Source organism: Candidatus Margulisiibacteriota bacterium (assembly GCA_041658645.1).
In the GTDB taxonomy this organism is placed as follows: domain Bacteria; phylum Margulisbacteria; class WOR-1; order O2-12-FULL-45-9; family XYB2-FULL-48-7; genus JBAZZV01.
This window is the reverse complement of record JBAZZV010000004.1, coordinates 40,011-60,295: the sequence shown is the minus strand read 5'-3', so window position 1 is coordinate 60,295 and position 20,285 is coordinate 40,011. Positions and strand designations below refer to the sequence as shown.

The window sequence follows — 20,285 nt, the reverse complement described above, 5'->3', positions numbered from 1 at the left end:
CTATTTAATAAAAATACTTGCGGTTAGCGCGTCAAGTTCGTTCCGGCATTTGTTCGTCAAGCCGTTGTTTTTATGGGCAATTTGTGACAGCTCACTAATTCTCAAATGTTTTTTATTGTTCTTGTCAAAATTAGGTATATTAATGTTTTCTAGTATATGACTTGAATAAAACCAGGAAATATAAGCCACTACAAAATCATTAACTATTTCGCTATTTAGAACGCCACACAAATAATTGGCTTCTTCTTTATTCGCGAAAGGAATCATCAATACATTGTGATCAGGAACAACTAATGTTTCTCCCAATATGTCATCTCTAATAGAATCAACAACGCTGGCAATCATTCCGCTTGCCAGTGCCTTCCATACAACTTTGTACTTACTAAATGTATATTCGCCAATATCATATAAGCCATGCTTAGGTATTTTGGCGTTTTTTAGATGTTTTTGATAAATTCCTCTTGTTTCTAGCCAACTAATTATTTCTTGATCGGTTTTATAAAAATATCGAAAAGAATTGGGATATTGATCTTGTAGTGTTTCGGTTTTGTAGCATTTGCCATTTTTATCGTAAGGGATAATCGCATAATATTCTGGGCTTGCATGCCATCTACCCATATCCTTCCCTCTCAATATCGGATAAATAATATCCGTTTCAATTGGCACTTTATAATATTTTAGCTTTTTTCTTCCAATATCTGCCTGATTCTCAAAGAGTATGTTCCCTTTAATTTTTGATTTAGATATTTTCCCCCAATACAAACCGTTGAGACTAAAGTCCACCCCTTTTCTGGCACGATAATTTGAATGTCCGACTAATGATTTTAATGCCTTAATCTTCTTAATATCAGATATAAACCAAGAGGAGCTAGGGACCTTGGCTCTTATTGGTTCCGCAACAAGATCTTCGCTCTTCAACAATGGAAGCACGGCACTCAAAGGCTGGTCAGAAGGGATTGTTCCTTTTTCCCTTTTATGCCATCTGCGATAAGGGACAGGGTAAGATGTCCTATTATTCTTTTGTAAGATTATTGTTGCAGGTTTATTTGAGGCTCCGATATCGGCAAATGGTTGCACGGGAACAAAATCATCCACAGCAACTACTTTTACTTCTACCTCATCTTTAATTTTAAATCTTCTGAATCCCTCGCCTCCGCCAGATGACTGCAACAGATTCTGGGGTAGAACAAAACCAAGAAAACCATTTTTTCTTAGATACTTGTCCATTACAACATATGTTAAAAGCACGCAGATATCATCATGGGCCGAACCCAGCCTCGCCTTCAATCCTTTATGTAAAAAAACCTTATATTCTTCCCAATATTTCTTTATCGAATCTCTATAATCCTCTGGTAAATTCTGCCAATTTATCCACGGCGGATTCCCAACAATATAATCAAAGTTCTCGAAAAAAGCGGGTGCAAATATGTTTTTGATTATTTTACCCCATATCCCGTTAAGTCCTTTTTTCTGCAAATCAAGGAGTGTTTCATAGAAGTCACAGATCAATTCATCATCTGCCTCTGAGAGATTCAATGCAAGACTTTTATATTTACCCTCGAACTTATCAACGCCGAGTTCAATATCAACACATGCTGTTACAAGACTTAGTAATATTTCTAATTGTTTATTTTGTATTAAAGAAACCGGTATTTTAAATATGCCAACTTTTGTTGGTAAAGAGTAGTATGTTTTATGCTTCGTTTTAAACTCGAGAGGTGCAAGCAGGGAGTCGCTTAGATAAATAGGAATATCTATCCCTCCTTCCTTAATATCATTTAAATATTCAGACAAAGCAATTAAATAGTTTGTCTTTGCTGCGATAACGGCTAAAGGGTTCAAATCTATCCCGACAATGCTATTTAAGCATGTATCTAATTTATTCTTTTCAAGAATGGCGTCATTCTCTTTAATTCTCTCTATTAAGATCGACAAGAATGTCCCCGATCCGCACGTAGGATCTAAAATTCTAACATTCTCAGAGAAATTAATATTGAGGCTTTCAACCAAGAACTCGGCTAGCCAGTCCGGAGTGTAGTATTCCCCCAGGGAATGTCGTAGCTTTTGTGGCAACAAATAATGATATATATTCTTGATGAGATCCTTGGCCTCTTTCGGTTCAAGGTTTAGAGAACTAAAATCATAATTCTTGAGTTTTGTTGATATTTTTAGAACTGTGTTTTCTATCTCATTGTTCCAGCACAACAAATACCAACTAAAGAAATCGCCTTCGTTAAAGTTATTTACGCCCTCAGACCTAAAGATTTCGCCACTTTCCAGTAAGGATATTTTGTGCTTAAGATTGCTTTTATTTATAGACGAAATAAAGCTTTCGTCCCTATGGCGAAAATAGGTAAGCGTTTCAGCCCCAAGTAATTTAATAAAAAGTGCATAATAAGTATGAATGGCAAATATTATTCTTGGTAGATCGTCGGTTTCGTTTTCTAAGCGAAAAGTCTTAGCAAGCTCTTTTATTTCGATTTTTTTAGTATCAAATTCGTACCCGCAGACTTCACGAAATAGTATTTTCCATTGTTCAAATAATAAATTGACTTTCCCTTCGTCATTCTTAATGAAATTGATTAGTAGTGTTTTTACATCAACAATCGTATCTTCGGAAATAATACTAAAGTCCTTAATTAAATTATCAATAATTAAAGCTTTTCCTTGTATTCCAATAGAAAAAAGCCTTTGAAGGAGCAATTTAAAGGACTTTTCGTTGACTTCTACGGGGTTTTCAATATCCCATAGATTATTTCTTCTTCTAATAAAAACGATCTTAAAACCATCAAATATTACTCCTAAATATCTGTTAATGTTTATTTTTTGCCTATTTTCTATGCCAACAATATGGCGCTTCACCTGTTCAACTGCTTTTATATTTCTCTGGGAACTATTAGAAGCATCTAAATAGTTTGGCTCCTTATATTCGATTATTACCTCACCATAAAGAGAATCAATCCGACCTTTTAATACGGTATATTCATGATGTTCTTCGGGGATAGTTATTTTATTATCTTGAGAGATAATATCTATTAAAGATGAAAAAGCAACTCTTAAATCCTCTTCACTCGAAATCAAATCCCTTTTCGAGATAAAGTATTTAAAATATTTTCCATTTATTTTGTTGATTAAGATGTCAATGTTAGCCATATTCTTATTTCATTAAATCGTCAAGGGTTGTTCCTAGCCCCTTGGCGATTTTTACCACTGTTTGAATAGTCGGTTTGGTAATGACATTTGTTTCAATTTTGGTCAGCGTTGTGTAGGGGAGATTGGCCTTCCGGGCCAGCATGTCTTGCGTTAAACCCTGCTTATTTCTAAGCTGTTTTATCTTTTCCCCAATTGTCCTGTTATTATTTTGACTTTTCATGGTTTCAATAGTATGATAGCATTATTATGTTTGCATACTTAAGATATTATATCAGTAATTTTCTATTTATTCCATTCAGAAAAAGCCCGTTTTTGGCCCCTCCTTCGGCGGGCAGGCAAAATAAAGTGCGAGCCGATATTTTTCCCAGGTTCTTTGGCAGTTTTTCAATCCGAAAAGGTCGCCCGGAAATTGGGCGGCGATTGGACGGCGGCAATCGCCGCCCATTATTAATGAAAATCGGTTCGGATATTTTCAAATGCTGCCAGCCAACCCTTAAAAGGGCCGTTTTTCAGCAGCGGCCGCCAGCCGATTTTCCCTTCAAATTGGAATTTTTTATCTTTTGTCCCGCCGGAGGCGGGACGGGCCAAAAGCGGGCTTTTTCTGATTCCCGAATCAAAGGAGGCAAGCCATGAAGTACTTCGTTTACGCCAGAAAGTCCACCGACACCGAGGAAAAGCAGGTCCTTTCCATAGAAGCGCAGATCACAGAATTAAAAGAATTTGCCGCCAAAGAAAAACTTGAAATCGTCGCCTCGCTCTGCGAGGCAAAAACTGCCAAAGAACCTGGCCGAATCATATTCGGAGAAATGTTGAAACGCATTGAAAAGGGAGAAGCGGAAGGAATTTTGGCTTGGCATCCTGATCGCTTAGCCCGCAATAGCATTGACGGAGGCCAGATCATCTATCTTCTGGACACAGGTCAGCTAAAAGATCTCAAATTCCCGACCTTTTGGTTTGACAGTACGCCCCAGGGCAAGTTCATGCTGAACATTGCCTTTGGACAGAGTAAATACTATGTGGATAACCTTAGTGAGAATGTCAGACGCGGGCAACGACAGAAGTGCAGGCGCGGTGAATGGCCTACCAAAGCGCCTCTCGGCTATTTAAACAATCCGATAGATAAAAGGCGGGTTAATATTGATACCGTAAAAGTTCCTTTGGTTAAAAAAGCCTTTGAGCTCTACTCCACCGGAGATTACACGCTTAAGGCGCTTGCCAACTACTTGCAAGACGCCGGCCTGCGAAACTCCAAAGGCAATGTTCTGGCAAAGACCTGTGTCCAGAATATGCTAAAGAAAACCTTTTATTACGGAACCTTTTTCTATCGTGGGGAATATCATGAAGGAAACTACGAGCCAATTATTTCCAAGTCTATATTTGACCAGACCCAGCAGGTTATGGCTAATCGAGGCAAGAAAAAGCGGCAGAGAAAACACCAGTTCGCTTTTTCTGGGCTTATGCGATGCGGTCAATGCGGTTGCATGATAACCTGCGAGAAGCAGAAAGGCCATCATTACTACCATTGCACCAAGAAAAAGGGCGCCTGCGATCAGAGGTACGCTCGTGAAGAGCTTATTACCGAACAGATGAAGGATATTATTCAACGAGTAACTATACCTGCCGATTGGGCTAATAATATGCTCAATAAGCTCAATGAAGATAAAGCACAGGCCCAGAGCGAAACCAAGGTTTTAGTTCAAAATCTCGCCGATCAGAAAGCTGAAGTCGAGCAGAAGCTAAACCGGCTGCTTGATCTTTATATTGAGGGTAAAAGTATTAGCCCCGAAGAATACCAGGCGAAAAAACGGGAATATCTTGATCGAAAAGCCGACATTCAGCAGAAAGTGCGAGATTTTGAACTAACGGGAAATAATTGGCTCGAACCGATGCGGGCTCTTATTTTATCCTCATGCCAAGCCAAAATTCTTATATCCGAAAATAATCCGGATAAGATTTCAACATTTCTGAAAAATATCGGCTCGAACTTTATTTTAAAAGATAAAAAATTCCAATTTGAAGGGAAAATCGGCTGGCGGCCGCTGCTGAAAAACGGCCCTTTTAAGGGTTGGCTGGGGGACAGGGATTTGAACCCCGATACGCAGCTCCAGAGGCTGCAGTCCTACCGTTAGACGATCCCCCAACACAAAGTCAATGACTAATGTCTAATGACTAATTACTAATTAATGTTTTGGACTTACGCAAAATCGCCGCTTCTTAATAATTGATTAGTTATGACATATAAAGAATTATCGCTCGATAACTTCCTGACAAATTTTGTCATTCTTATCGAAAACTTAAGTGTTCTGTCTTGAATTTCCATTATAATAACGTGCCGAAGGCACTCCTCAATTAGTCATTAGAAATTAGTCATTAGTCATTTCTCAGTAAGGAAGTTTCCACCACTGCGGTTGGAAAATGAGGACGAATAGGCCGAACAGAGTGACAAAACAGGCCACGCCGATAAAGACCAGGAAACGCCCCTCGAGTGGTTCCTTCCAGCGGGCTTTCAGCCAGTAAGCGAACAGAAGCGCGCACAGGCCGACCAGCACGATCGCCCCACCCTTGAAGATCGGGCTGTAATTGGTCAACTGAATAAGACTTACGCCGAAATCACTCATCGCTGAAATTATAACCCAATTATTGTATAATCTCAACATGACCCCAAAGATCGAACACTGCGACATCCTGATCATTGGCGGCGGGATTGCCGGCCTCTCGGCCGCCCTGGAAGCTTCACGGCACGCCCGGGTTACCGTCTTGACCAAGGGGAAGATCGGCGAAACAGCGACCGAAAAAGCCCAAGGAGGGATCGCGGCGGCGATCGACCAGATCAGCGACTCGACCGAGTTCCACTTTGAAGATACGATCGAAGCCGGGGCCGGCCTTTGCGACGAGCAGGCGGTCAGGGTACTGGTGACCGAAGGGGTTCCGCGGGTCAAAGAACTGATCGCCATGGGAGCGCGCTTCGACCGGGCGGAGACCGAAGCCGGCGGCGGATTTGCTCTGGCGCTCGAAGGGGCCCATAAACAACGCCGCATCCTCCATGCCGGCGACGAAACCGGGGCGGAGATCGAAAAGACGCTCGGCCGCCGGGTTATTGCCGAAGGGAAGGTCCGGGTCGACCAGCGGGTCCTCGGGATCGATCTCCTGGTCGAGAACGGCCGCTGTGTCGGGGCACAGGCTATAGACCAGAAGAGCGGCTCCGCGGTCACCTATTTGGCCAAGACAACTATTCTCGCCACCGGCGGCGTTTGCCAGGTCTATCTCTATACGACCAATCCGGAATTCGCGACCGGTGACGGAGTCGCCATGGCCTACCGGGCGGGAGCCGAGGTCACGGACATGGAGTTTGTCCAGTTCCACCCCACCGCCCTCGTCCAGTTCAAGCAATTCGAAGACCTGGTCGCCCTCCCCCAATTCCTGATCTCGGAAGCGGTTCGCGGCGAAGGGGGGATGCTCCTCAACAACCGCGGCGAGCGCTTTATGGAAAAATATCACGCCCAACTGGAGCTGGCGCCGCGCGACATCGTCTCCCGGGCGATTTACGAAGAGCTGAAGAGCGGCAACGAAGACCATGTTTTCCTCTCCCTGCGCGGCATCGCCCCGGAGAAGATCAAACACCGTTTCCCGATGATCTATAAAACTTGCCTGGAGCGCGGCTTGGACATAACCAAAGACAATATCCCGGTCGCCCCCGCCGCGCATTATTTTATGGGCGGGATCAAGACCGATATCGACGGTCGGACCAATATAGCCGGCCTCTTCGCCGCCGGCGAATGCGCCTCGACCGGCGTCCATGGCGCGAACCGGTTAGCGTCCAATTCGCTGTTGGAGGGGCTAGTGTTTGGATATCGTGCCGCCCAGTCAGCCAAAACTGATATTTTAAATTCCGGATCCACTCCACAATTAGTCATTAGTCATTCGTCATTAGTCATTAAGCCTAAACTTAAGGATATTGAGGTTCAACGCCTCAAACTAATCATCAAAACCGCCATGTGGAACGGGGCCGGGATCATCCGTTCCAAAGAGAGCCTGACCGGGGTCCTGAACCGCCTGGAGATGATAGAAAATGAGGTTAAGGGTGACCTGGAACTGCGTAATATGCTGACCGTTGCCCGCCTGATCACCCAAGCCGCGCTTGATCGTGCCGAATCCCGCGGCGCGCATTATCGGACCGACTTCCCGCAAAAAGACGACCTGAACTGGAAAAGACATCTGGTTTATAAAAACTCCTAAATTTTCTGAAATAAACCGCAAAATCCAACGAAACACCATCATGATCAAACCAAGCCAAGTCGCAAGCCAAGTCTTATCCGGCAAAATTGACGTGAAGACATTTCTTCAGTCGCTGAGCGGTCAAGTAGCCCAAGTTAAGAATTGGGCGAGAGGCAGGAAAAATGAAAAAAGGCCTGACCCGATAAAAGTTCACATGGACAGGTGGAAACTCTCCTCCCCGCTTCTGGGTTCGATCGATATCCCCGACCGCAGTATTAAGTTCCCGGCCACGGTAATGGTCAAGTTTGACGAAGAAGACGATAAAAAAATCGTCCGTCTCTTTGATAAAGAGGGGAAAAAACTGTTTTATTCAGCGGAAATACTGGTAGAGGGGATCAAGTTCAGCCTGAAAGCTCTAACCTAAGGATAAATTCTAAGCCGTCTTTTTGGCTCTTCCCCGACCGATTCGGAATGCAACCCCGCCGCGTCGACCCGCTGGTGCTGGACCCGCCTGATATAAGCGTTTTGCGGATTTAGGTCGATCGCCTTACGTTTGTTATTGACCTGGACGATCGCGTCATCCACTTCCCGCAGGGCGATCTCTTCCGGCGCGTCCTTGCCGCCGACCCGGAAAAAGAACTTAAGGAAACGCATGACCTGGGCGGGAACATTCTTCTTGATAACGTGGACCGGGATACCGTGCTCGCCGGCCAGGACCATGACCTTGTTGTTCGGCCGGGCTTTCGACTTGACCGTCAGAATGAGGTCTGCTTCATCTAGGCTCTCCGCCGCCACCGCCGCGATCATTAAGACCCGGAGCGAGCGCTCGAGCACCTGTTTATTAACGCCAAAGGGATAGATCCGGAGGGGGCCCGGCCCCTTCTCGGCCTCCGCTTCGGCCAGCTGCGCCGGCTCCGGTTCCGGCATCTCTGCCCGCTGTTTCTGGACGACTTCGATCTTCCCCCCCGCTTTCCTGACCCTGATCTCCGGGACCAAGCCGCGACCGCGCAAGAAGGCGTCGACCGCTTTATCCACGTCAGTATAAATGGCGAAGATGTCACGTTCGCGGATCTCGACCGCGATGTCGAAGGTCGGCGGCGCCTTCCGCTCAAGGACCGTCTTCTGGGTGTGGCGGCGTTTGGCCTCTTCGTCCCCCAGGATGACCGACTGGATCCCGCCGATCAGGTCGGACAGCGTCGGATTGCTGATGATGTTATCGAGCGAGTTGCCGTGGGCGGTGGCGATCAGCTGGACCCCCCGCTCGGCAATGGTGCGGCAGGCGGCCGCTTCCAGTTCATTCCCCACTTCGTCAACGATGATCACTTCCGGCATGTGGTTCTCGACCGCTTCGATCATCACCCGATGTTGCAGTTCGGGTGCTGCGACCTGCATCCGGCGGGAACTGCCGATGCCGGGATGCGGGATATCGCCGTCGCCGGCGATCTCGTTGCTGGTATCGACGACAATGACCCGCTTATGTAATTTCGCGGAGAGGAAACGGGCCGCTTCGCGCAGTTTGGTCGTTTTACCGATACCGGGAGGTCCCATAAAAAGGATGTTCTTGCCCGACTCCATCACGTCCTGGATGATGTCGTTGGTCCCGTAGATCGCCCGGCCGATGCGGCAGGTCAGGCCGATGATCTTGCCCTGCCGGTTGCGCATGGCCGAGATCCGGTGGAGGGTCCGCTCGATCCCGGCCCGGTTATCGCCGGAGAACTGGCCGACGCGGGCGGTCACGTAATCAATATCACCCTGGTTAACGGTCCCGCCGAGCGGCAGGTTACGTTTGGTAAAGCGCGCTTCGGCCGGCCGGCCGAGATCAAGCACCACTTCGACCAATGCCGCCAGGTCGTTTGATTCCTTGAGGGCTTTTTGAATGTCGAGCGGGAGGATGGTCAAGAGCTTAGCGATCTCTTCGTTGATGTCCCGGGCCAGAGGCGGGTTCATTTAGTTTTGATGGTTTTTTTCAGGTTTATCCCGGGGACAAAAGCCGGACAGCGCGATTCACCGATGGTAATGGTGGCGCCGGTCTGCGGATTACGGCCGACCCGCCCTTTCCGCTTCCGGACCACGAAATTGCCGAAGCCGACCAGCCGCACCTTTTCGCTGCGTTCCAGCGCCGCGGTGATCTCCTCGATCGTCGCGTCAATGATCCGCTCGGTCTCGGCTTTGGAAAGGTCCATCTTCTCGCCAACTTTTCCGGCCAGTTGCTTCTTGTTCATTTCGTTTCCACCCCTTTTGTCGTCATTTCTTCTTTGGCCAGCAATTGCGCCCAGCGGCGGTCCACTTCCGCCTGGATATCCGTAATAAGTTTTTCATTTCCCGGCTTGAAGAGATGGCGGAAACGCTCCTGGGCTTTCAGGTAATCAACGACCGGTTTTTTCTCGCGCGGCTTGGTCACCTTGTAAACGCCGTTCTCCACTTCATAAAGCGGCCAGAGGCAGCATTCCGCGGCCTGGCGGCCGAGGACCGTCGTCTCTTCCGGCTTATGGCCCCAGCCCAGGCGGCACGGCTGCAGGACATTCATGAATTTCGGGCCCCGGATCGAGAAAGCTTTCTCCGCCTTCCGGGTCAGGTCGGCCCAGTTGCCGACGATCGATTGGGCAACGTAGGGGATACTGTGGGCGACCATGATCTCGGTCAGGTCCTTGCGCCACTGGGTCTTCCCCTGTTTCACCTTGCCGGCCGGCTCGGTCGTGGTGTTGGCCCCTTGCGGGGTCGCGCCGGAGCGCTGGACACCGGTGTTCATGTAAGCTTCGTTGTTGTAGCAGACGTATAACAGGTCGTGGCCCCGCTCCATCGCCCCGGAGAGCGATTGCAGGCCGATGTCGTAGGTCCCGCCGTCGCCGCCAAAAGCGACAAAATTGACCCGCTCGGGGAGTTGGCCTTTTTTCCGCAGGGCGCGGTAAGCGGCTTCTACCCCGGAGAGGGTCGCGGCGGCATTCTCAAAAGCATTGTGGAGAAAAGGAACGGTCCAGGCGGTATAAGGGAAAATAGTGGTCGAAACTTCCAGGCAACCGGTGGCGCAAACGACCACGACCGGGTCCTTGCTCGCCATCAGGACCTGGCGGACCACTATCGGCGCGCCGCAACCAGGGCACATCCTGTGCCCGCCGGTCAAGGGCTCATGCCGGGCTGACAATTCCTTAAGATTAACCATCTTATTCCCTCACTCCCAGATAAGAGACCTTTGGTTGCCGATCAACATTTTGCAATGAGGCAAAGACCGAGTGGAGGTCTGCCAAAGTAATCTCGCGGCCACCCAGTCCGTAAATGACATTGATCATTGGCGGCTGTTTCGTCTCCCCGTACATAGCCGAACGGAGCTCGGTATAGACTTGCCCCCCCTGGGCTGACCAGGTATCGGAGCGGTCCATCACGGCGATCGCCTTAGCCTTGGAGAGGGCCGCGGCCAGTTCCTCGGCCGGGAAGGGGCGGAAAACGCGGATCTTGATCAGACCGGCTTTGACCCCTTTGGCCCGCAGTTCATCTACGACCACTTTGGCGGTGCCGCAAGTCGAGCCGAGCGCGACCATAATGTATTCGGCATCGTCGGCCAGATAACTTTCGAACAGGCCGTACTTGCGGCCGAACTTTTTGGCGAATTCGCCAGCCACTTCGAGGATGACCTTCTTGGCGCCGCGCATCGCTTCGGCCACCTGCATCCGGTGTTCAAAATAATAGTCCTGAAGATCGATCGCGCCAACCGTCACCGGCTTGGTGGTATCAAGAAGTTTAACCTCGGCCTGGCGTTCCAAACCGACAAAATCCTTGACCTGTTTATCTTCCAGGGTTTCGATCCGTTCCAGGCAGTGGCTGATGATAAAGCCATCGGTCGTAACCATCGTCGGCAGGTGAAGGCGCGGATCTTCGGCGATCCGGACCGCCTGGATGAGCGAATCGTATGCTTCCTGCGAATTCTCGGAAAAGATCTGGACCCAGCCAAAGTCACGGGCGGCCATCGTGTCCGAATGGTCGCAGTGGATATTGATCGGCCCGGAGATCGCCCGGTTCACGTCACACATGACGATCGGCAACCGGAGGGCGGCGGCGATCGGCAGGATCTCATACATTAAACAGAGGCCTTGCGAGGAGGTCCCGGTCATGACCCGGGCGCCGGCGGAAGAAGCGCCCACGCAGGCCGACATCGCCGAATGTTCCGACTCGACCGCGACAAATTCGGTGTCGACCAATCCGTCGGCCACGTATTTGGCAAAGATCATGACGATCTCGGTCGCCGGGGTGATCGGATAGGCCGCGACGACGTCGGGATTGATCTGGCGCATCGCCTCGGCCATCGCTTCATTACCTGTTTTAGCTACAATTGGCATGTTATTTATGCTCCGGTTCCATGGTGATCGCTTTGTCCGGCTTGACGGGGCATTCCTTGGCGCAAATGCCGCAGCCTTTGCAGTGTTTGTAATCGATACCGGTCATCTTGGCGTCCTTGACCAGGATGGAAGTGTCGGGACAATAGGACCAGCAGATCAGGCATTGGATGCATCTTTCCTGGTGCCAGACCGGACGTTCGCTCCGCCAGTCGCCTGTTTCGAAAGCCTCGGCGGTGCCGGCCGGGAGAACGTCCCCTTCAGCCAGCTTTTTCCAACCCGGTTTTTCTGTCATTCCCCTTTGACCTCGCTGTACGCCCGCCGGATCGCCGCGATATTCCCTTTGACGATCTCCGGTTTGGAGGCGAACTTTTTCTTTAATTTATCTTCGGTGTCGACCAGCATATGTTCGAAATCGAGCAGCCCCGTCGCTTTGACCAGCGCCCCCATCATCGGAGTGTTGGGGATGTCGCGGCCAATGGTCGCTTTGGAAATGCCGGAAGCGTCAACGGTAAAAACCTTGGTCCCTTTCAGCTTTAACTGCTGGCGGATCTCCGCCGGAGTGGCCGTAGTGTTAACGATCAAATAGCCATCGGCCGGCAAGCCTTGAGTGACATCGACCTTCCCCATCAGGGTCGGGTCGAGGACGATGACCACGTTCGGATTGGTAATGGAACAATGCAGGAAGATCGGTTGGGAGGAGATGCGATTGAAAGAAGCGACCGGGGCCCCCATCCGCTCGGGGCCATACTCCGGGAAGGCCTGGATATTCTTACCCAGCGCCAATGCCGCTTCGCCAAAAAGAAGGGCAGCGGTCTTGGCGCCCTGCCCTCCTCGTCCATGCCATCTTATTTCAACGGTGCTATCCATCCATCCAACCTTTCCATACCGATTTTATCAAAAGCGAAGAGGAAAATCAAGAGGGCGAGCGCGGGGACGAGCGCGGCCGTGAAAGCCTGCCACTTACCGACGCCATAATTCTTGCGGAGAGCGACCGCCCACAGGCCGTAAGCGTAAATCGCGGTCAAGCCGATGACCAGATTAAAGCCAACGCGGAAGAGCGAGAGTTCCAGCCAACCGTAGCGGGTCAAACAGGCCAGCACGACCGGAAAAATGCCGGCCAGGATCACCGCGCTACTGTAAAACGAGCTCTGGACCATCCGGTTCAGGCTCCCCTTCCCCCTGGCCAGCAAACCTAAACCATGCAGGAGAACGCCTAACATATAGAAGGCGCAGCCCAGGCCCAGGACCAGCAGCCCGCCGATGATCAACAGGGTGATCAGATAGAAGACAAAACCGAGGGTCAGGATGACCGGCGCGACCAGGAGCAATTTCCAACCGCTGACCTCGACCAACAGGGTCGAGCCGATCGGCAAAAATTGGACCAGGAAGACACCCAGCGCCATGATCACGGCCAGGGACCAGGAACCGACGAGCAGAAAGGTCAGGCTCTGCTCTTTCCAATCCTCTTCCTTCAACCGCGAGTAGAAAAGGATCGGCCGGGCCATGACCGTGAACCAGGTGCCAAAATATTTTCTTAACATCAGTGTACCTCTCTTCGTCCTTCCAGGGATTTGGACAGGGTAGCCGGATCGGCATAGTCCATGTCGGCGCCGACCGGCAGGCCGTAGGCGATGCGGGTCAAGTGCACCCCGAGCGGCTTCAGCAAGCGGGTCAGGTAGATACTGGTCGCTTCACCCTCGGTGGTCGGGCTGATCGCCAGGACAATTTCCTTGATCGAACCTTTGTCCAGGCGGACCAACAGTTCTTTGACCCGCAAACTGTCCGGTTCGATCCCGTCCAGCGGCGAGATCAACCCGCCCAGGACATGGTATTGGCCATTATACACTCCGGACCGCTCGATTGCCACCAGGTCCTTCGGCTCGGCGACCACGCAGATCACCTCCTGGCTCCGCGAAGTGTCGGCGCAATGCTTGCACGGGTCGATATCGGTGATGTTGAAACAGATCGAACAGAACCTCATCCGCTCCTTGGCCTGAATGACCGCGTCGACCAGATCATCCACGCTCTTGCGGGCGCTCCCCAGGATAAAAAAAGCGAGCCGCTGGGCCGATTTCGGCCCGATCCCCGGGAGTTTTTTTAATTCTTCGATAAGTTTGGTTAGTGAGTCCGCGTACATCTCTTTCTGATTATAGCCGATTTATGTTATAATGCCAAATCATGAACAAAGCGGTTTTTCTCGACCGGGACGGGACAATTATTGAAGATACCGGTTACCTCAACCATCCTGTTCAGGTCAGTTTTCTCCCCGGCGCGATCGCCGCGATCAAGCGGCTGAAAGAGGCCGGCTACAAGATCATTATCATCAGCAACCAGGCCGGGATCGCCCGCGGCCTGATCACCGAGGATATGCTCCAGTCGATCGACAAACACGTCCACAAAATGGTCCTCCACGGTGGCGGCCAGATCGACGCCAGCTACTACTGCCCCCATCACCCGGAGCACGGTGTTTATCCTTACCGGCAGTCGTGTGAATGCCGCAAACCGCAAACCGGGCTGATCAAGCGGGCGGCCAAAGAACACGACCTTGACTTGGCCAAATGTTTTATGGTCGGCGATAAGAAAACCGACGTGGAGACCGGCCAACGCGCGGAAATAAAGACCATTTTTGTCCGCACCGGGCACGGTAAAAACGAAGAAAAAGAGCTAAAAGAAAAACCCGACCATCTGGCCGCCGACCTGGCGGCAGCCGTAGACTGGATATTGAAACAAGGAGCTGACCATGGAACAGCTAAATAAACTCCTCCCCGCTTTCGCCGGCAAAAAGATCCTGATCCTCGGCGACCTGATGCTCGATGAACATATCTGGAGCCGGGTTTCCCGCATTTCCCCCGAAGCTCCGGTCCCGATAGCCGACGTCGTCCGGATCACCCATGTTCCGGGCGGCTGCGGCAACGTCGCGGCCAATATCAGCGCACTCGGCGGCCACCCCTACCTCGTCAGCATTATTGGCGCCGACAGTTCGGGAGAAAAACTTCTCCGGGCGCTGGAGCGCGACAACGTCCCGACCAATTATCTGATCCGGGACGCCAACCGGCCGACCATTCTTAAATCGCGCATCATTGCCGCCTCGCAACAAGTAGTGCGGGTCGACCGGGAAGACCGGACCAGCATCTCGCCGCTCGTGGGCCAGAAACTGGCCAACCGGCTCAAAGAATTGGTCCCCAAGGTCGACGCGATCATCATCTCCGATTATGAAAAAGGGGTCGTCAGCCGCGAGCTCTGCCGGCTGGTCGTCGGCCTGGCCAGGAAACATAAGAAGACGGTCGCCGTCGACCCGAAAGGGACCGATTACGGCAAGTACCGCGGCGTGACCGTCCTCACCCCTAACCTGCGCGAGGCCGCTATCGCCACCAAAACGGAAATAATAGATGATAAAAGCCTGGCGGCCGCCGGCCGCGCCCTGCTCAACCAGATCAAGAGCAACTATATCCTGGTGACCCGCGGCAAAGACGGGATGACCCTCTTCAACCGCCAGGGCTCGACCTATATCCCGGCGATCCCGCGCGAAGTCTTCGACATTACCGGCGCCGGTGACACGGTCATCGCCACCCTCTCTCTCGCCCTAGCCGCCGGCGCGACAATGAAAGCGGCCGCGACGCTCGCTAATCTGGCCGGCTCGATCGTGGTCGGCAAGATCGGGACCGCGACCTGCTCGCGCGAAGAGCTGGAGGTCTCCCTGGAGGGGCGCGAACCGGTCGCCCGCAAGATCAAACTGCGCCAGGAGCTCGCCGTGATAGTCAAAAACCTGAAAAACGAAGGGGCCCGGATCGTTTTCACCAACGGTTGTTTCGACCTCCTCCATCTCGGCCATGTCCGCTATCTGCGCGAAGCCGGAAAACTGGGGGACATCCTGATCATCGGCGTGAACAGCGATACCTCCGTGGCCTCCCTCAAAGGCCCGGACCGCCCCTACATCTCGGAAATGGAGCGGGCCGAGATCCTCGCCTCGCTCGAATGCGTCGATTATGTCACGATCTTTTCCGAACTGCGGCCGGACAATGTCATCAAACTTCTCCGCCCCGACATCCATGTTAAGGGCGGGGATTATAAGATCAGCGACCTGCCGGAAAAGAAACTGGTCGAAGCGCTCGGCGGCCGGGTAGTCGTGATCCCGCCGATCAAGGGGCGCTCCACTACTAATATCGTCGCTAAAATACTGGGGAGTCAAAAATGAACTTCAAACCTCAAACTTCAAACTTCCAAACAAATATCAAATTTCAAATCGCAAATCTCAAACGTTTGGGATTTTCGCTATTGGCATTTTTGATTTGTTTTGAGGTTGGATGTTTGATGTTGGATGTTCCTGCTTACGCTTGGAGAATTACTCCTGAATTACAGAAAGAACTAGCAACTAAGCAGGCGGCTGTCCGCGCCAACCCGAAAGATGCCGACGCCCGCTTCGATCTGGCGATCACCATGGCTTATACCAATAATATCCAGGACGGCTGGACCAACCTGAAAAAAACCGTTGAGCTCGATCCTGATTACCGCAAAAAGGCCTTGAACGAATATATTGCCAAGGTCACGGCCAAACCGAACGACTGGCGCCTCCGTTTCCGGCTCGCTTTCACCTATTATTTCAACGACAAGAAGCGGGACGCGATCCGTGAATTCGACAATGTCCTCATACTCGACCCGGGCAACGTCTGGGCCTATGGCTACCTCGCCCTGATCTACGGGGAACTGAACGAGACCGATACGGCCATGGTCTACACCAAGCGCGGGCTCAAGATCGACAGCAGCGTCGCCGCCCTCCACCTCCTCCTGGCCGAAGGTTACAACCGCCAGGGAAACAAATGGGGGGCCATGCTCGAGGGGATGGAAGCTGTCCGTCTCCGGGCGCTCGGGTATTAACATGAAGCTCTCACGGTTAGCCCTCCTCTTGGCCGTCCTGGCGATCATCGCCGGCTGGTTCTACTGGGCGATCTTCTCCCCCAAACAAGACATCTCCCAGGTCATCTATCAAACGATCAAAGACCAGCAGGGGCGCGCCGATCTGGCCTTCAAGCGAGTTTCCTTCGAAGAAGTTTCCGGCGGGGAAAAATTCTGGGAGCTGCGGGCCGAGAGCGCGGTGGTCAATAAAGACTCCGGGGTCGCCACCCTGCAGGAGACGACCGGGACCTTCTACAAGCACGGCCGGCCGGTCCTGAAATTCCGCTCCCCGGCCGCCCTCTGGGACATGAAAAAGAAAGAGATCTTTTTGGATAAACCGCTCGGCTACGATGTCTCCTACGAACGACAGATCGCCACGCTGATCAAGACGCTCCGGGACAAACCGGGCTCGCTCTTTACCATCGCGGAGAATTACCAGCCAGGTCTCGGTTACTGGTTCCAGGCGAGAAACCTAAGCTGGAAAGTGGCCGACCAGCTGCTGCTTTGCACCGGAGGCATCGTCCTCAACAAAGGAGAGATCACCGGCTACGCCGATTCTCTCCGGGGTGACGTCGAATTGAAACGGGTCAGACTCGAAGGGAACCCGCGGCTGGTCATCGTCCCGAGCAAGAGCTCGCCGGTCACCTTCGAGGCGGCCAGCTTTGAACTCGACCGGGAACTGGACCAGTTCATCGCCCACGGCCACCCGTACGTCAGCTGGCAGGAGGCGACCGTCACCGCGGCCAACGGCAAATATTTACAGGCGGAGAAAAAGATCGAGCTGGCCGGCCAGGCCCGGATCAATTACCGTGACATCAGCGCCGGCGGCGACCAAGCCAATTACCTGCTCGCTAGCCAGCAGATAATCTTGACCGGCCAAGCCCGGGCCGACCAGGGAGACAACCACTTGAGCAGCGACCAGGTCATGGTCTCGTTAAAAGAGCAAAAGATCTCGCTCCTGGGCCGGAGCAAAGTCATTATCAACGAGGAGGGGATCGCGCCATGACCCCGCAAGTCGCCGCTAAAACCAAACCGGAGGCAGTCATCGTCTCGCCCAGCCAGTCCTATGATGTCGTCATCATCGGCGGCGGTCCCGCCGGCCTGACCGCCGCGATCTACGCCCTCCGCTCCAGGCTCAAAACGCTGCTTATAGAAAAAATGGTCCTCGGCGGGCTCGCTTCCACTGCTTTTCAGATCGAAAATTATCCCGGCTTCATCGACAGCATCCCGGGGATGGAACTTTGCCAGCGGATGGAAAAGCAGGCGCTGCAACTCGGCCTGGAGGTCCTCTGGGGGAACGTCAAAAAGATCGACCAGCAGCTGCAGGTTGAAGTGGGCGCGACTAAGCTCTCGGCCAAGGCGATCATTATCGCCTCCGGCACGGAACCGGCCAAGCTCGGGGTGCCGGGTGAAGACGAACTGCGCGGCCGCGGCGTTTCTTACTGCGCGACCTGCGATGGCCCCTTCTACCAGGGAAAGAACGTGGTCGTGGTGGGCGGCGGCAATTCGGCCGTCGAGGAAGCGCTCTACCTCACCCGCTTTGCGGCCAAGGTCTCGATCGTCCACCGGCGCGACCAGCTGCGGGCCGACAAGATCATCGCCGAGAAAGCGCTCAACCATCCCAAGATCTACCTTTACTGGCACGCGGAACTGGCCGAGATCGGCGGCTCGGGCAAAGTGACCGAGGTGACGCTCCAGGACAAAGCCAGCGGGAAGAAGATCAAGGTCCCCGCCGACGGAGTCTTCATCTATATCGGCACCAACCCAAACAATGAAGCGGTCCGGGGGATCGTCAAGCTTGATGAGCGGGGTTTTATTATCACCGATGACCGGATGAAAACCTCGGCTACCGGTATTTTTGCCGCCGGCGACATCCGGAGCAAACATCTCCGGCAGATCGTGACCGCGGCGGCCGATGGGGCGATAGCCGCCGATGCCGCCCGGGAATTTATCGAGCAGGCTTGACACTATGAGCGGCGGGCGTATAATTTACGGAGCGATGAAAAAGTTAATTAGTTGTTTATTACTGGCTTTAACCGCGCTCGTCCTGGCGGCCGCGGCCGAAACAGCCCCGCAGCTCGGGTCGGTCGCGCCCGCCCTGGCCCTGCCCGACCTTAATGGCAAAACGACAACTTTGCAAAGATACGCCGGGGAAAAACCGGTCATCGTGGTCTTTTTTACCAGTTGGAGCAAGTCGTGCCAGGCGGAACTGGCCGATCTGCAAGCGCTCTACAACCATAAGTTCGAGATACTGGCGGTCTCCTTCGATAAGAAGAGCAAGGAGTTAAAAAGTTTCCTGGCCAAAAACCCGCTGTCCTACCCGGTCCTGCTCGATAAAAAACTGGCCTCGCTCGACGCCTTCCAGGTCCTGATCATCCCGACCACCTTCTGCGTTAACCGCGACGGGGAGATCGAGAAGTTATTCGTCGACTACGATGACAACGTGAAGCTGGCCCTGACCGACTGGCTGGCCCAATAGTTTACTCATAGCGGAGGGCGACGACCGGGTCCAACCTCGCCGCCCGCACGGCCGGATAAACACCAAAGAATATCCCGACGGCGGCAGAAACTACGGTCGCCAGGATCACCGCCCACCAGGCGATGACCAGCGTCCCCTTAATGAACCACATGATCAGGAACGCCCCCAGCAAGCCCAGAATGATCCCCAGGACGCCGCCGATCAGGCTGATCATCATCGCTTCGACCAAAAATTGTAAAATTATATCGCGGCTTTTAGCCCCGATCGCCTTGCGCACGCCGATCTCGCGGACCCTTTCATTGACCGCCACCAGCATGATGTTCATGATGCCGATCCCGCCGACCAGCAGCGAGATCGCGGCAATGCCGGTGACAAAGCCGGTCAGCGCCCCGAGCACGTTGTTGACGATGTTGAGGATCCCTTGCTGGGTCATGAAGCGGAAATCATCGTTCCCCAAGCGCCGCTGGACCACGACCCGGACCTTTTCTTTCACTTCATCCAGCTGTTTGATATCCTTGGGGAAAATATTGAAACGCATTATATTGTAATTACCGAACATGTTCCTGACGATCGTAGCCGGCAAAATGATCCGCCGGTCCATGTCCATCGGGCCGATGCTCCCCTGCGCTTTGGACAGGCCAATGATCAGATACTGATTGCCATCCATCTTAAGCCTTTCGCCGAGCGGGTTGCTGTCCCCAAAAATATCCCGGGCGACCGTCGCCCCGATCACCACCACTTTGCGGCGCGACTCGACCTCAGCCTGGGTAAAAAACCGCCCAGCAACCAATTGTCCCCCCATTAGTTCCAGATAGTTGGCGGTCACGCCAAAAACACTGATCGCTTTTAGCTCCTTTTTGCCGTAGTTGAGGTCCCCCGAACCAACATTCATCGCGACGACATCGCGGATCTCCGGGACGCGGTTCTTGAAAAAGGCGATATCGGCATAAGTGAATTTCGGATTAGGCGGGGAGCTCATATCCTTGCCGGCCACCAGGGCGAACGAATCGTAGCCGGCGCCGAGGTTCTTGATCTGGTCGGTAACGTAGGTTTTGGCCCCCTCGCCGATCGTCACCAGGGTGATGACCGAGAATATCCCGATGATCACCCCGAGCATGGTCAGGGTGCTGCGGACCTTGTTCGACAACAGCGCCCGCCAAGCCTGTTTCATCTCTTCCCAGAGAGAGTAGATCATTATCCCCTCACCCGCTGTC

Annotated in this window: 21 protein-coding genes and 1 tRNA gene; 8 read left to right on the top strand and 14 right to left on the bottom strand. The window is 52.4% G+C overall.

Annotation, left to right across the window (positions count from 1 at the left end; all coding sequences use genetic code 11):
- From WC903_04250 to WC903_04230, 5 genes are all read right to left on the bottom strand, one after another.
- The gene (locus WC903_04250; protein ID MFA5893153.1) at positions 1-3,153 is read right to left on the bottom strand and encodes an N-6 DNA methylase; all 3,153 of its coding nucleotides are present in this window, start codon (positions 3,151-3,153) and stop codon (positions 1-3) included.
- 4 nt (positions 3,154-3,157) lie between these two features.
- Positions 3,158-3,373, bottom strand: a complete 216-nt coding sequence (locus WC903_04245) for a helix-turn-helix transcriptional regulator (protein MFA5893152.1) — start codon at positions 3,371-3,373, stop codon at positions 3,158-3,160.
- Between the two features lie 1,069 nt (positions 3,374-4,442).
- Positions 4,443-4,757: a hypothetical protein gene (locus WC903_04240; GenBank protein MFA5893151.1), complete on the bottom strand. Its 315-nt coding sequence runs from the start codon at positions 4,755-4,757 to the stop codon at positions 4,443-4,445.
- Between the two features lie 462 nt (positions 4,758-5,219).
- Positions 5,220-5,293: transfer RNA gene (locus WC903_04235), tRNA-Gln, on the bottom strand.
- A gap of 241 nt (positions 5,294-5,534) precedes the next feature.
- The gene (locus tag WC903_04230; protein MFA5893150.1) at positions 5,535-5,771 is read right to left on the bottom strand and encodes a hypothetical protein; all 237 of its coding nucleotides are present in this window, start codon (positions 5,769-5,771) and stop codon (positions 5,535-5,537) included.
- A gap of 37 nt (positions 5,772-5,808) precedes the next feature.
- On the opposite strand from WC903_04230, the gene nadB reads away from it, so the two are divergent.
- Complete coding sequence (gene nadB, locus WC903_04225) at positions 5,809-7,389, top strand: L-aspartate oxidase (GenBank protein ID MFA5893149.1); 1,581 nt, start codon at positions 5,809-5,811, stop codon at positions 7,387-7,389.
- Positions 7,390-7,429: 40 nt separating this feature from the next.
- Complete coding sequence (locus WC903_04220; protein ID MFA5893148.1) at positions 7,430-7,792, top strand: hypothetical protein; 363 nt, start codon at positions 7,430-7,432, stop codon at positions 7,790-7,792.
- Here the strand turns inward: WC903_04220 and WC903_04215 are convergent.
- The 8 genes from WC903_04215 to recR are packed head-to-tail and all read right to left on the bottom strand — an operon-like array spanning position 7,789 to position 13,836.
- A complete protein-coding gene (locus WC903_04215) occupies positions 7,789-9,315 on the bottom strand; it encodes a R3H domain-containing nucleic acid-binding protein (GenBank protein ID MFA5893147.1) in 1,527 nt (508 codons plus the stop codon). The two genes, WC903_04220 and WC903_04215, sit on opposite strands and share 4 nt — an antisense overlap.
- Positions 9,312-9,590, bottom strand: coding sequence for an HU family DNA-binding protein (locus WC903_04210; protein ID MFA5893146.1), 279 nt, complete (start codon positions 9,588-9,590; stop codon positions 9,312-9,314). Before WC903_04210 ends, WC903_04215 begins: the two co-directional genes overlap by 4 nt.
- The gene (locus WC903_04205) at positions 9,587-10,528 is read right to left on the bottom strand and encodes a thiamine pyrophosphate-dependent enzyme (protein ID MFA5893145.1); all 942 of its coding nucleotides are present in this window, start codon (positions 10,526-10,528) and stop codon (positions 9,587-9,589) included. Before WC903_04205 ends, WC903_04210 begins: the two co-directional genes overlap by 4 nt.
- Position 10,529: 1 nt before the next feature.
- Positions 10,530-11,699, bottom strand: a complete 1,170-nt coding sequence (gene porA, locus WC903_04200) for a pyruvate ferredoxin oxidoreductase (GenBank protein MFA5893144.1) — start codon at positions 11,697-11,699, stop codon at positions 10,530-10,532.
- A gap of 1 nt (position 11,700) precedes the next feature.
- Positions 11,701-11,991 carry a 4Fe-4S binding protein gene (locus WC903_04195; protein MFA5893143.1) on the bottom strand — a complete coding sequence of 97 codons (291 nt, stop codon included), beginning with the start codon at positions 11,989-11,991 and terminating at the stop codon, positions 11,701-11,703.
- Positions 11,988-12,566, bottom strand: a complete 579-nt coding sequence (locus tag WC903_04190; GenBank protein MFA5893142.1) for a 2-oxoacid:acceptor oxidoreductase family protein — start codon at positions 12,564-12,566, stop codon at positions 11,988-11,990. The genes WC903_04195 and WC903_04190 overlap by 4 nt, the downstream gene beginning before the upstream one ends.
- Complete coding sequence (locus WC903_04185; protein ID MFA5893141.1) at positions 12,545-13,240, bottom strand: hypothetical protein; 696 nt, start codon at positions 13,238-13,240, stop codon at positions 12,545-12,547. The genes WC903_04190 and WC903_04185 overlap by 22 nt, the downstream gene beginning before the upstream one ends.
- On the bottom strand, positions 13,240-13,836 hold the full coding sequence (gene recR / locus WC903_04180) for a recombination mediator RecR (GenBank protein ID MFA5893140.1): 597 nt from the start codon (positions 13,834-13,836) through the stop codon (positions 13,240-13,242). Before recR ends, WC903_04185 begins: the two co-directional genes overlap by 1 nt.
- Before the next feature lie 41 nt (positions 13,837-13,877).
- Between recR and gmhB the strand changes: the two genes are divergently transcribed.
- The 6 genes from gmhB (at position 13,878) to WC903_04150 (ending at position 19,071) form a co-directional block, all read left to right on the top strand.
- On the top strand, positions 13,878-14,456 hold the full coding sequence (gmhB, locus tag WC903_04175) for a D-glycero-beta-D-manno-heptose 1,7-bisphosphate 7-phosphatase (protein MFA5893139.1): 579 nt from the start codon (positions 13,878-13,880) through the stop codon (positions 14,454-14,456).
- Positions 14,440-15,894 carry a D-glycero-beta-D-manno-heptose-7-phosphate kinase gene (rfaE1, locus tag WC903_04170; protein ID MFA5893138.1) on the top strand — a complete coding sequence of 485 codons (1,455 nt, stop codon included), beginning with the start codon at positions 14,440-14,442 and terminating at the stop codon, positions 15,892-15,894. Before gmhB ends, rfaE1 begins: the two co-directional genes overlap by 17 nt.
- Before the next feature lie 80 nt (positions 15,895-15,974).
- Positions 15,975-16,574, top strand: coding sequence for a hypothetical protein (locus tag WC903_04165; GenBank protein ID MFA5893137.1), 600 nt, complete (start codon positions 15,975-15,977; stop codon positions 16,572-16,574).
- A 1-nt stretch (position 16,575) separates the two neighbouring features.
- Positions 16,576-17,598 carry an LptA/OstA family protein gene (locus WC903_04160; protein MFA5893136.1) on the top strand — a complete coding sequence of 341 codons (1,023 nt, stop codon included), beginning with the start codon at positions 16,576-16,578 and terminating at the stop codon, positions 17,596-17,598.
- A complete protein-coding gene (trxB, locus tag WC903_04155; GenBank protein ID MFA5893135.1) occupies positions 17,595-18,557 on the top strand; it encodes a thioredoxin-disulfide reductase in 963 nt (320 codons plus the stop codon). The genes WC903_04160 and trxB overlap by 4 nt, the downstream gene beginning before the upstream one ends.
- 34 nt (positions 18,558-18,591) lie before the next feature.
- A complete protein-coding gene (locus tag WC903_04150; protein ID MFA5893134.1) occupies positions 18,592-19,071 on the top strand; it encodes a TlpA disulfide reductase family protein in 480 nt (159 codons plus the stop codon).
- A gap of 1 nt (position 19,072) precedes the next feature.
- On the opposite strand, the gene WC903_04145 is transcribed toward WC903_04150, so the two are convergent.
- On the bottom strand, positions 19,073-20,266 hold the full coding sequence (locus WC903_04145) for an ABC transporter permease (GenBank protein MFA5893133.1): 1,194 nt from the start codon (positions 20,264-20,266) through the stop codon (positions 19,073-19,075).
- Positions 20,267-20,285: the final 19 nt, after the last annotated feature.

Bases quoted from the DNA above. Each gene is read 5' to 3' on its own strand.
- WC903_04250 (MFA5893153.1), bottom strand. From the start codon at position 3,153: ATGGCTAACATTGACATCTTAATCAACAAAATAAATGGAAAATATTTT.
- trxB (MFA5893135.1), top strand. From the start codon at position 17,595: ATGACCCCGCAAGTCGCCGCTAAAACCAAACCGGAGGCAGTCATCGTC.
- rfaE1 (MFA5893138.1), top strand. From the start codon at position 14,440: ATGGAACAGCTAAATAAACTCCTCCCCGCTTTCGCCGGCAAAAAGATC.
- gmhB (MFA5893139.1), top strand. From the start codon at position 13,878: ATGAACAAAGCGGTTTTTCTCGACCGGGACGGGACAATTATTGAAGAT.
- WC903_04205 (MFA5893145.1), bottom strand. From the start codon at position 10,528: ATGGTTAATCTTAAGGAATTGTCAGCCCGGCATGAGCCCTTGACCGGC.
- recR (MFA5893140.1), bottom strand. From the start codon at position 13,836: ATGTACGCGGACTCACTAACCAAACTTATCGAAGAATTAAAAAAACTC.
- WC903_04210 (MFA5893146.1), bottom strand. From the start codon at position 9,590: ATGAACAAGAAGCAACTGGCCGGAAAAGTTGGCGAGAAGATGGACCTT.
- WC903_04215 (MFA5893147.1), bottom strand. From the start codon at position 9,315: ATGAACCCGCCTCTGGCCCGGGACATCAACGAAGAGATCGCTAAGCTC.
- porA (MFA5893144.1), bottom strand. From the start codon at position 11,699: ATGCCAATTGTAGCTAAAACAGGTAATGAAGCGATGGCCGAGGCGATG.
- nadB (MFA5893149.1), top strand. From the start codon at position 5,809: ATGACCCCAAAGATCGAACACTGCGACATCCTGATCATTGGCGGCGGG.
- WC903_04185 (MFA5893141.1), bottom strand. From the start codon at position 13,240: ATGTTAAGAAAATATTTTGGCACCTGGTTCACGGTCATGGCCCGGCCG.
- WC903_04230 (MFA5893150.1), bottom strand. From the start codon at position 5,771: ATGAGTGATTTCGGCGTAAGTCTTATTCAGTTGACCAATTACAGCCCG.
- WC903_04150 (MFA5893134.1), top strand. From the start codon at position 18,592: ATGAAAAAGTTAATTAGTTGTTTATTACTGGCTTTAACCGCGCTCGTC.
- WC903_04220 (MFA5893148.1), top strand. From the start codon at position 7,430: ATGATCAAACCAAGCCAAGTCGCAAGCCAAGTCTTATCCGGCAAAATT.
- WC903_04245 (MFA5893152.1), bottom strand. From the start codon at position 3,373: ATGAAAAGTCAAAATAATAACAGGACAATTGGGGAAAAGATAAAACAG.
- WC903_04145 (MFA5893133.1), bottom strand. From the start codon at position 20,266: ATGATCTACTCTCTCTGGGAAGAGATGAAACAGGCTTGGCGGGCGCTG.
- WC903_04160 (MFA5893136.1), top strand. From the start codon at position 16,576: ATGAAGCTCTCACGGTTAGCCCTCCTCTTGGCCGTCCTGGCGATCATC.
- WC903_04195 (MFA5893143.1), bottom strand. From the start codon at position 11,991: ATGACAGAAAAACCGGGTTGGAAAAAGCTGGCTGAAGGGGACGTTCTC.
- WC903_04190 (MFA5893142.1), bottom strand. From the start codon at position 12,566: ATGGATAGCACCGTTGAAATAAGATGGCATGGACGAGGAGGGCAGGGC.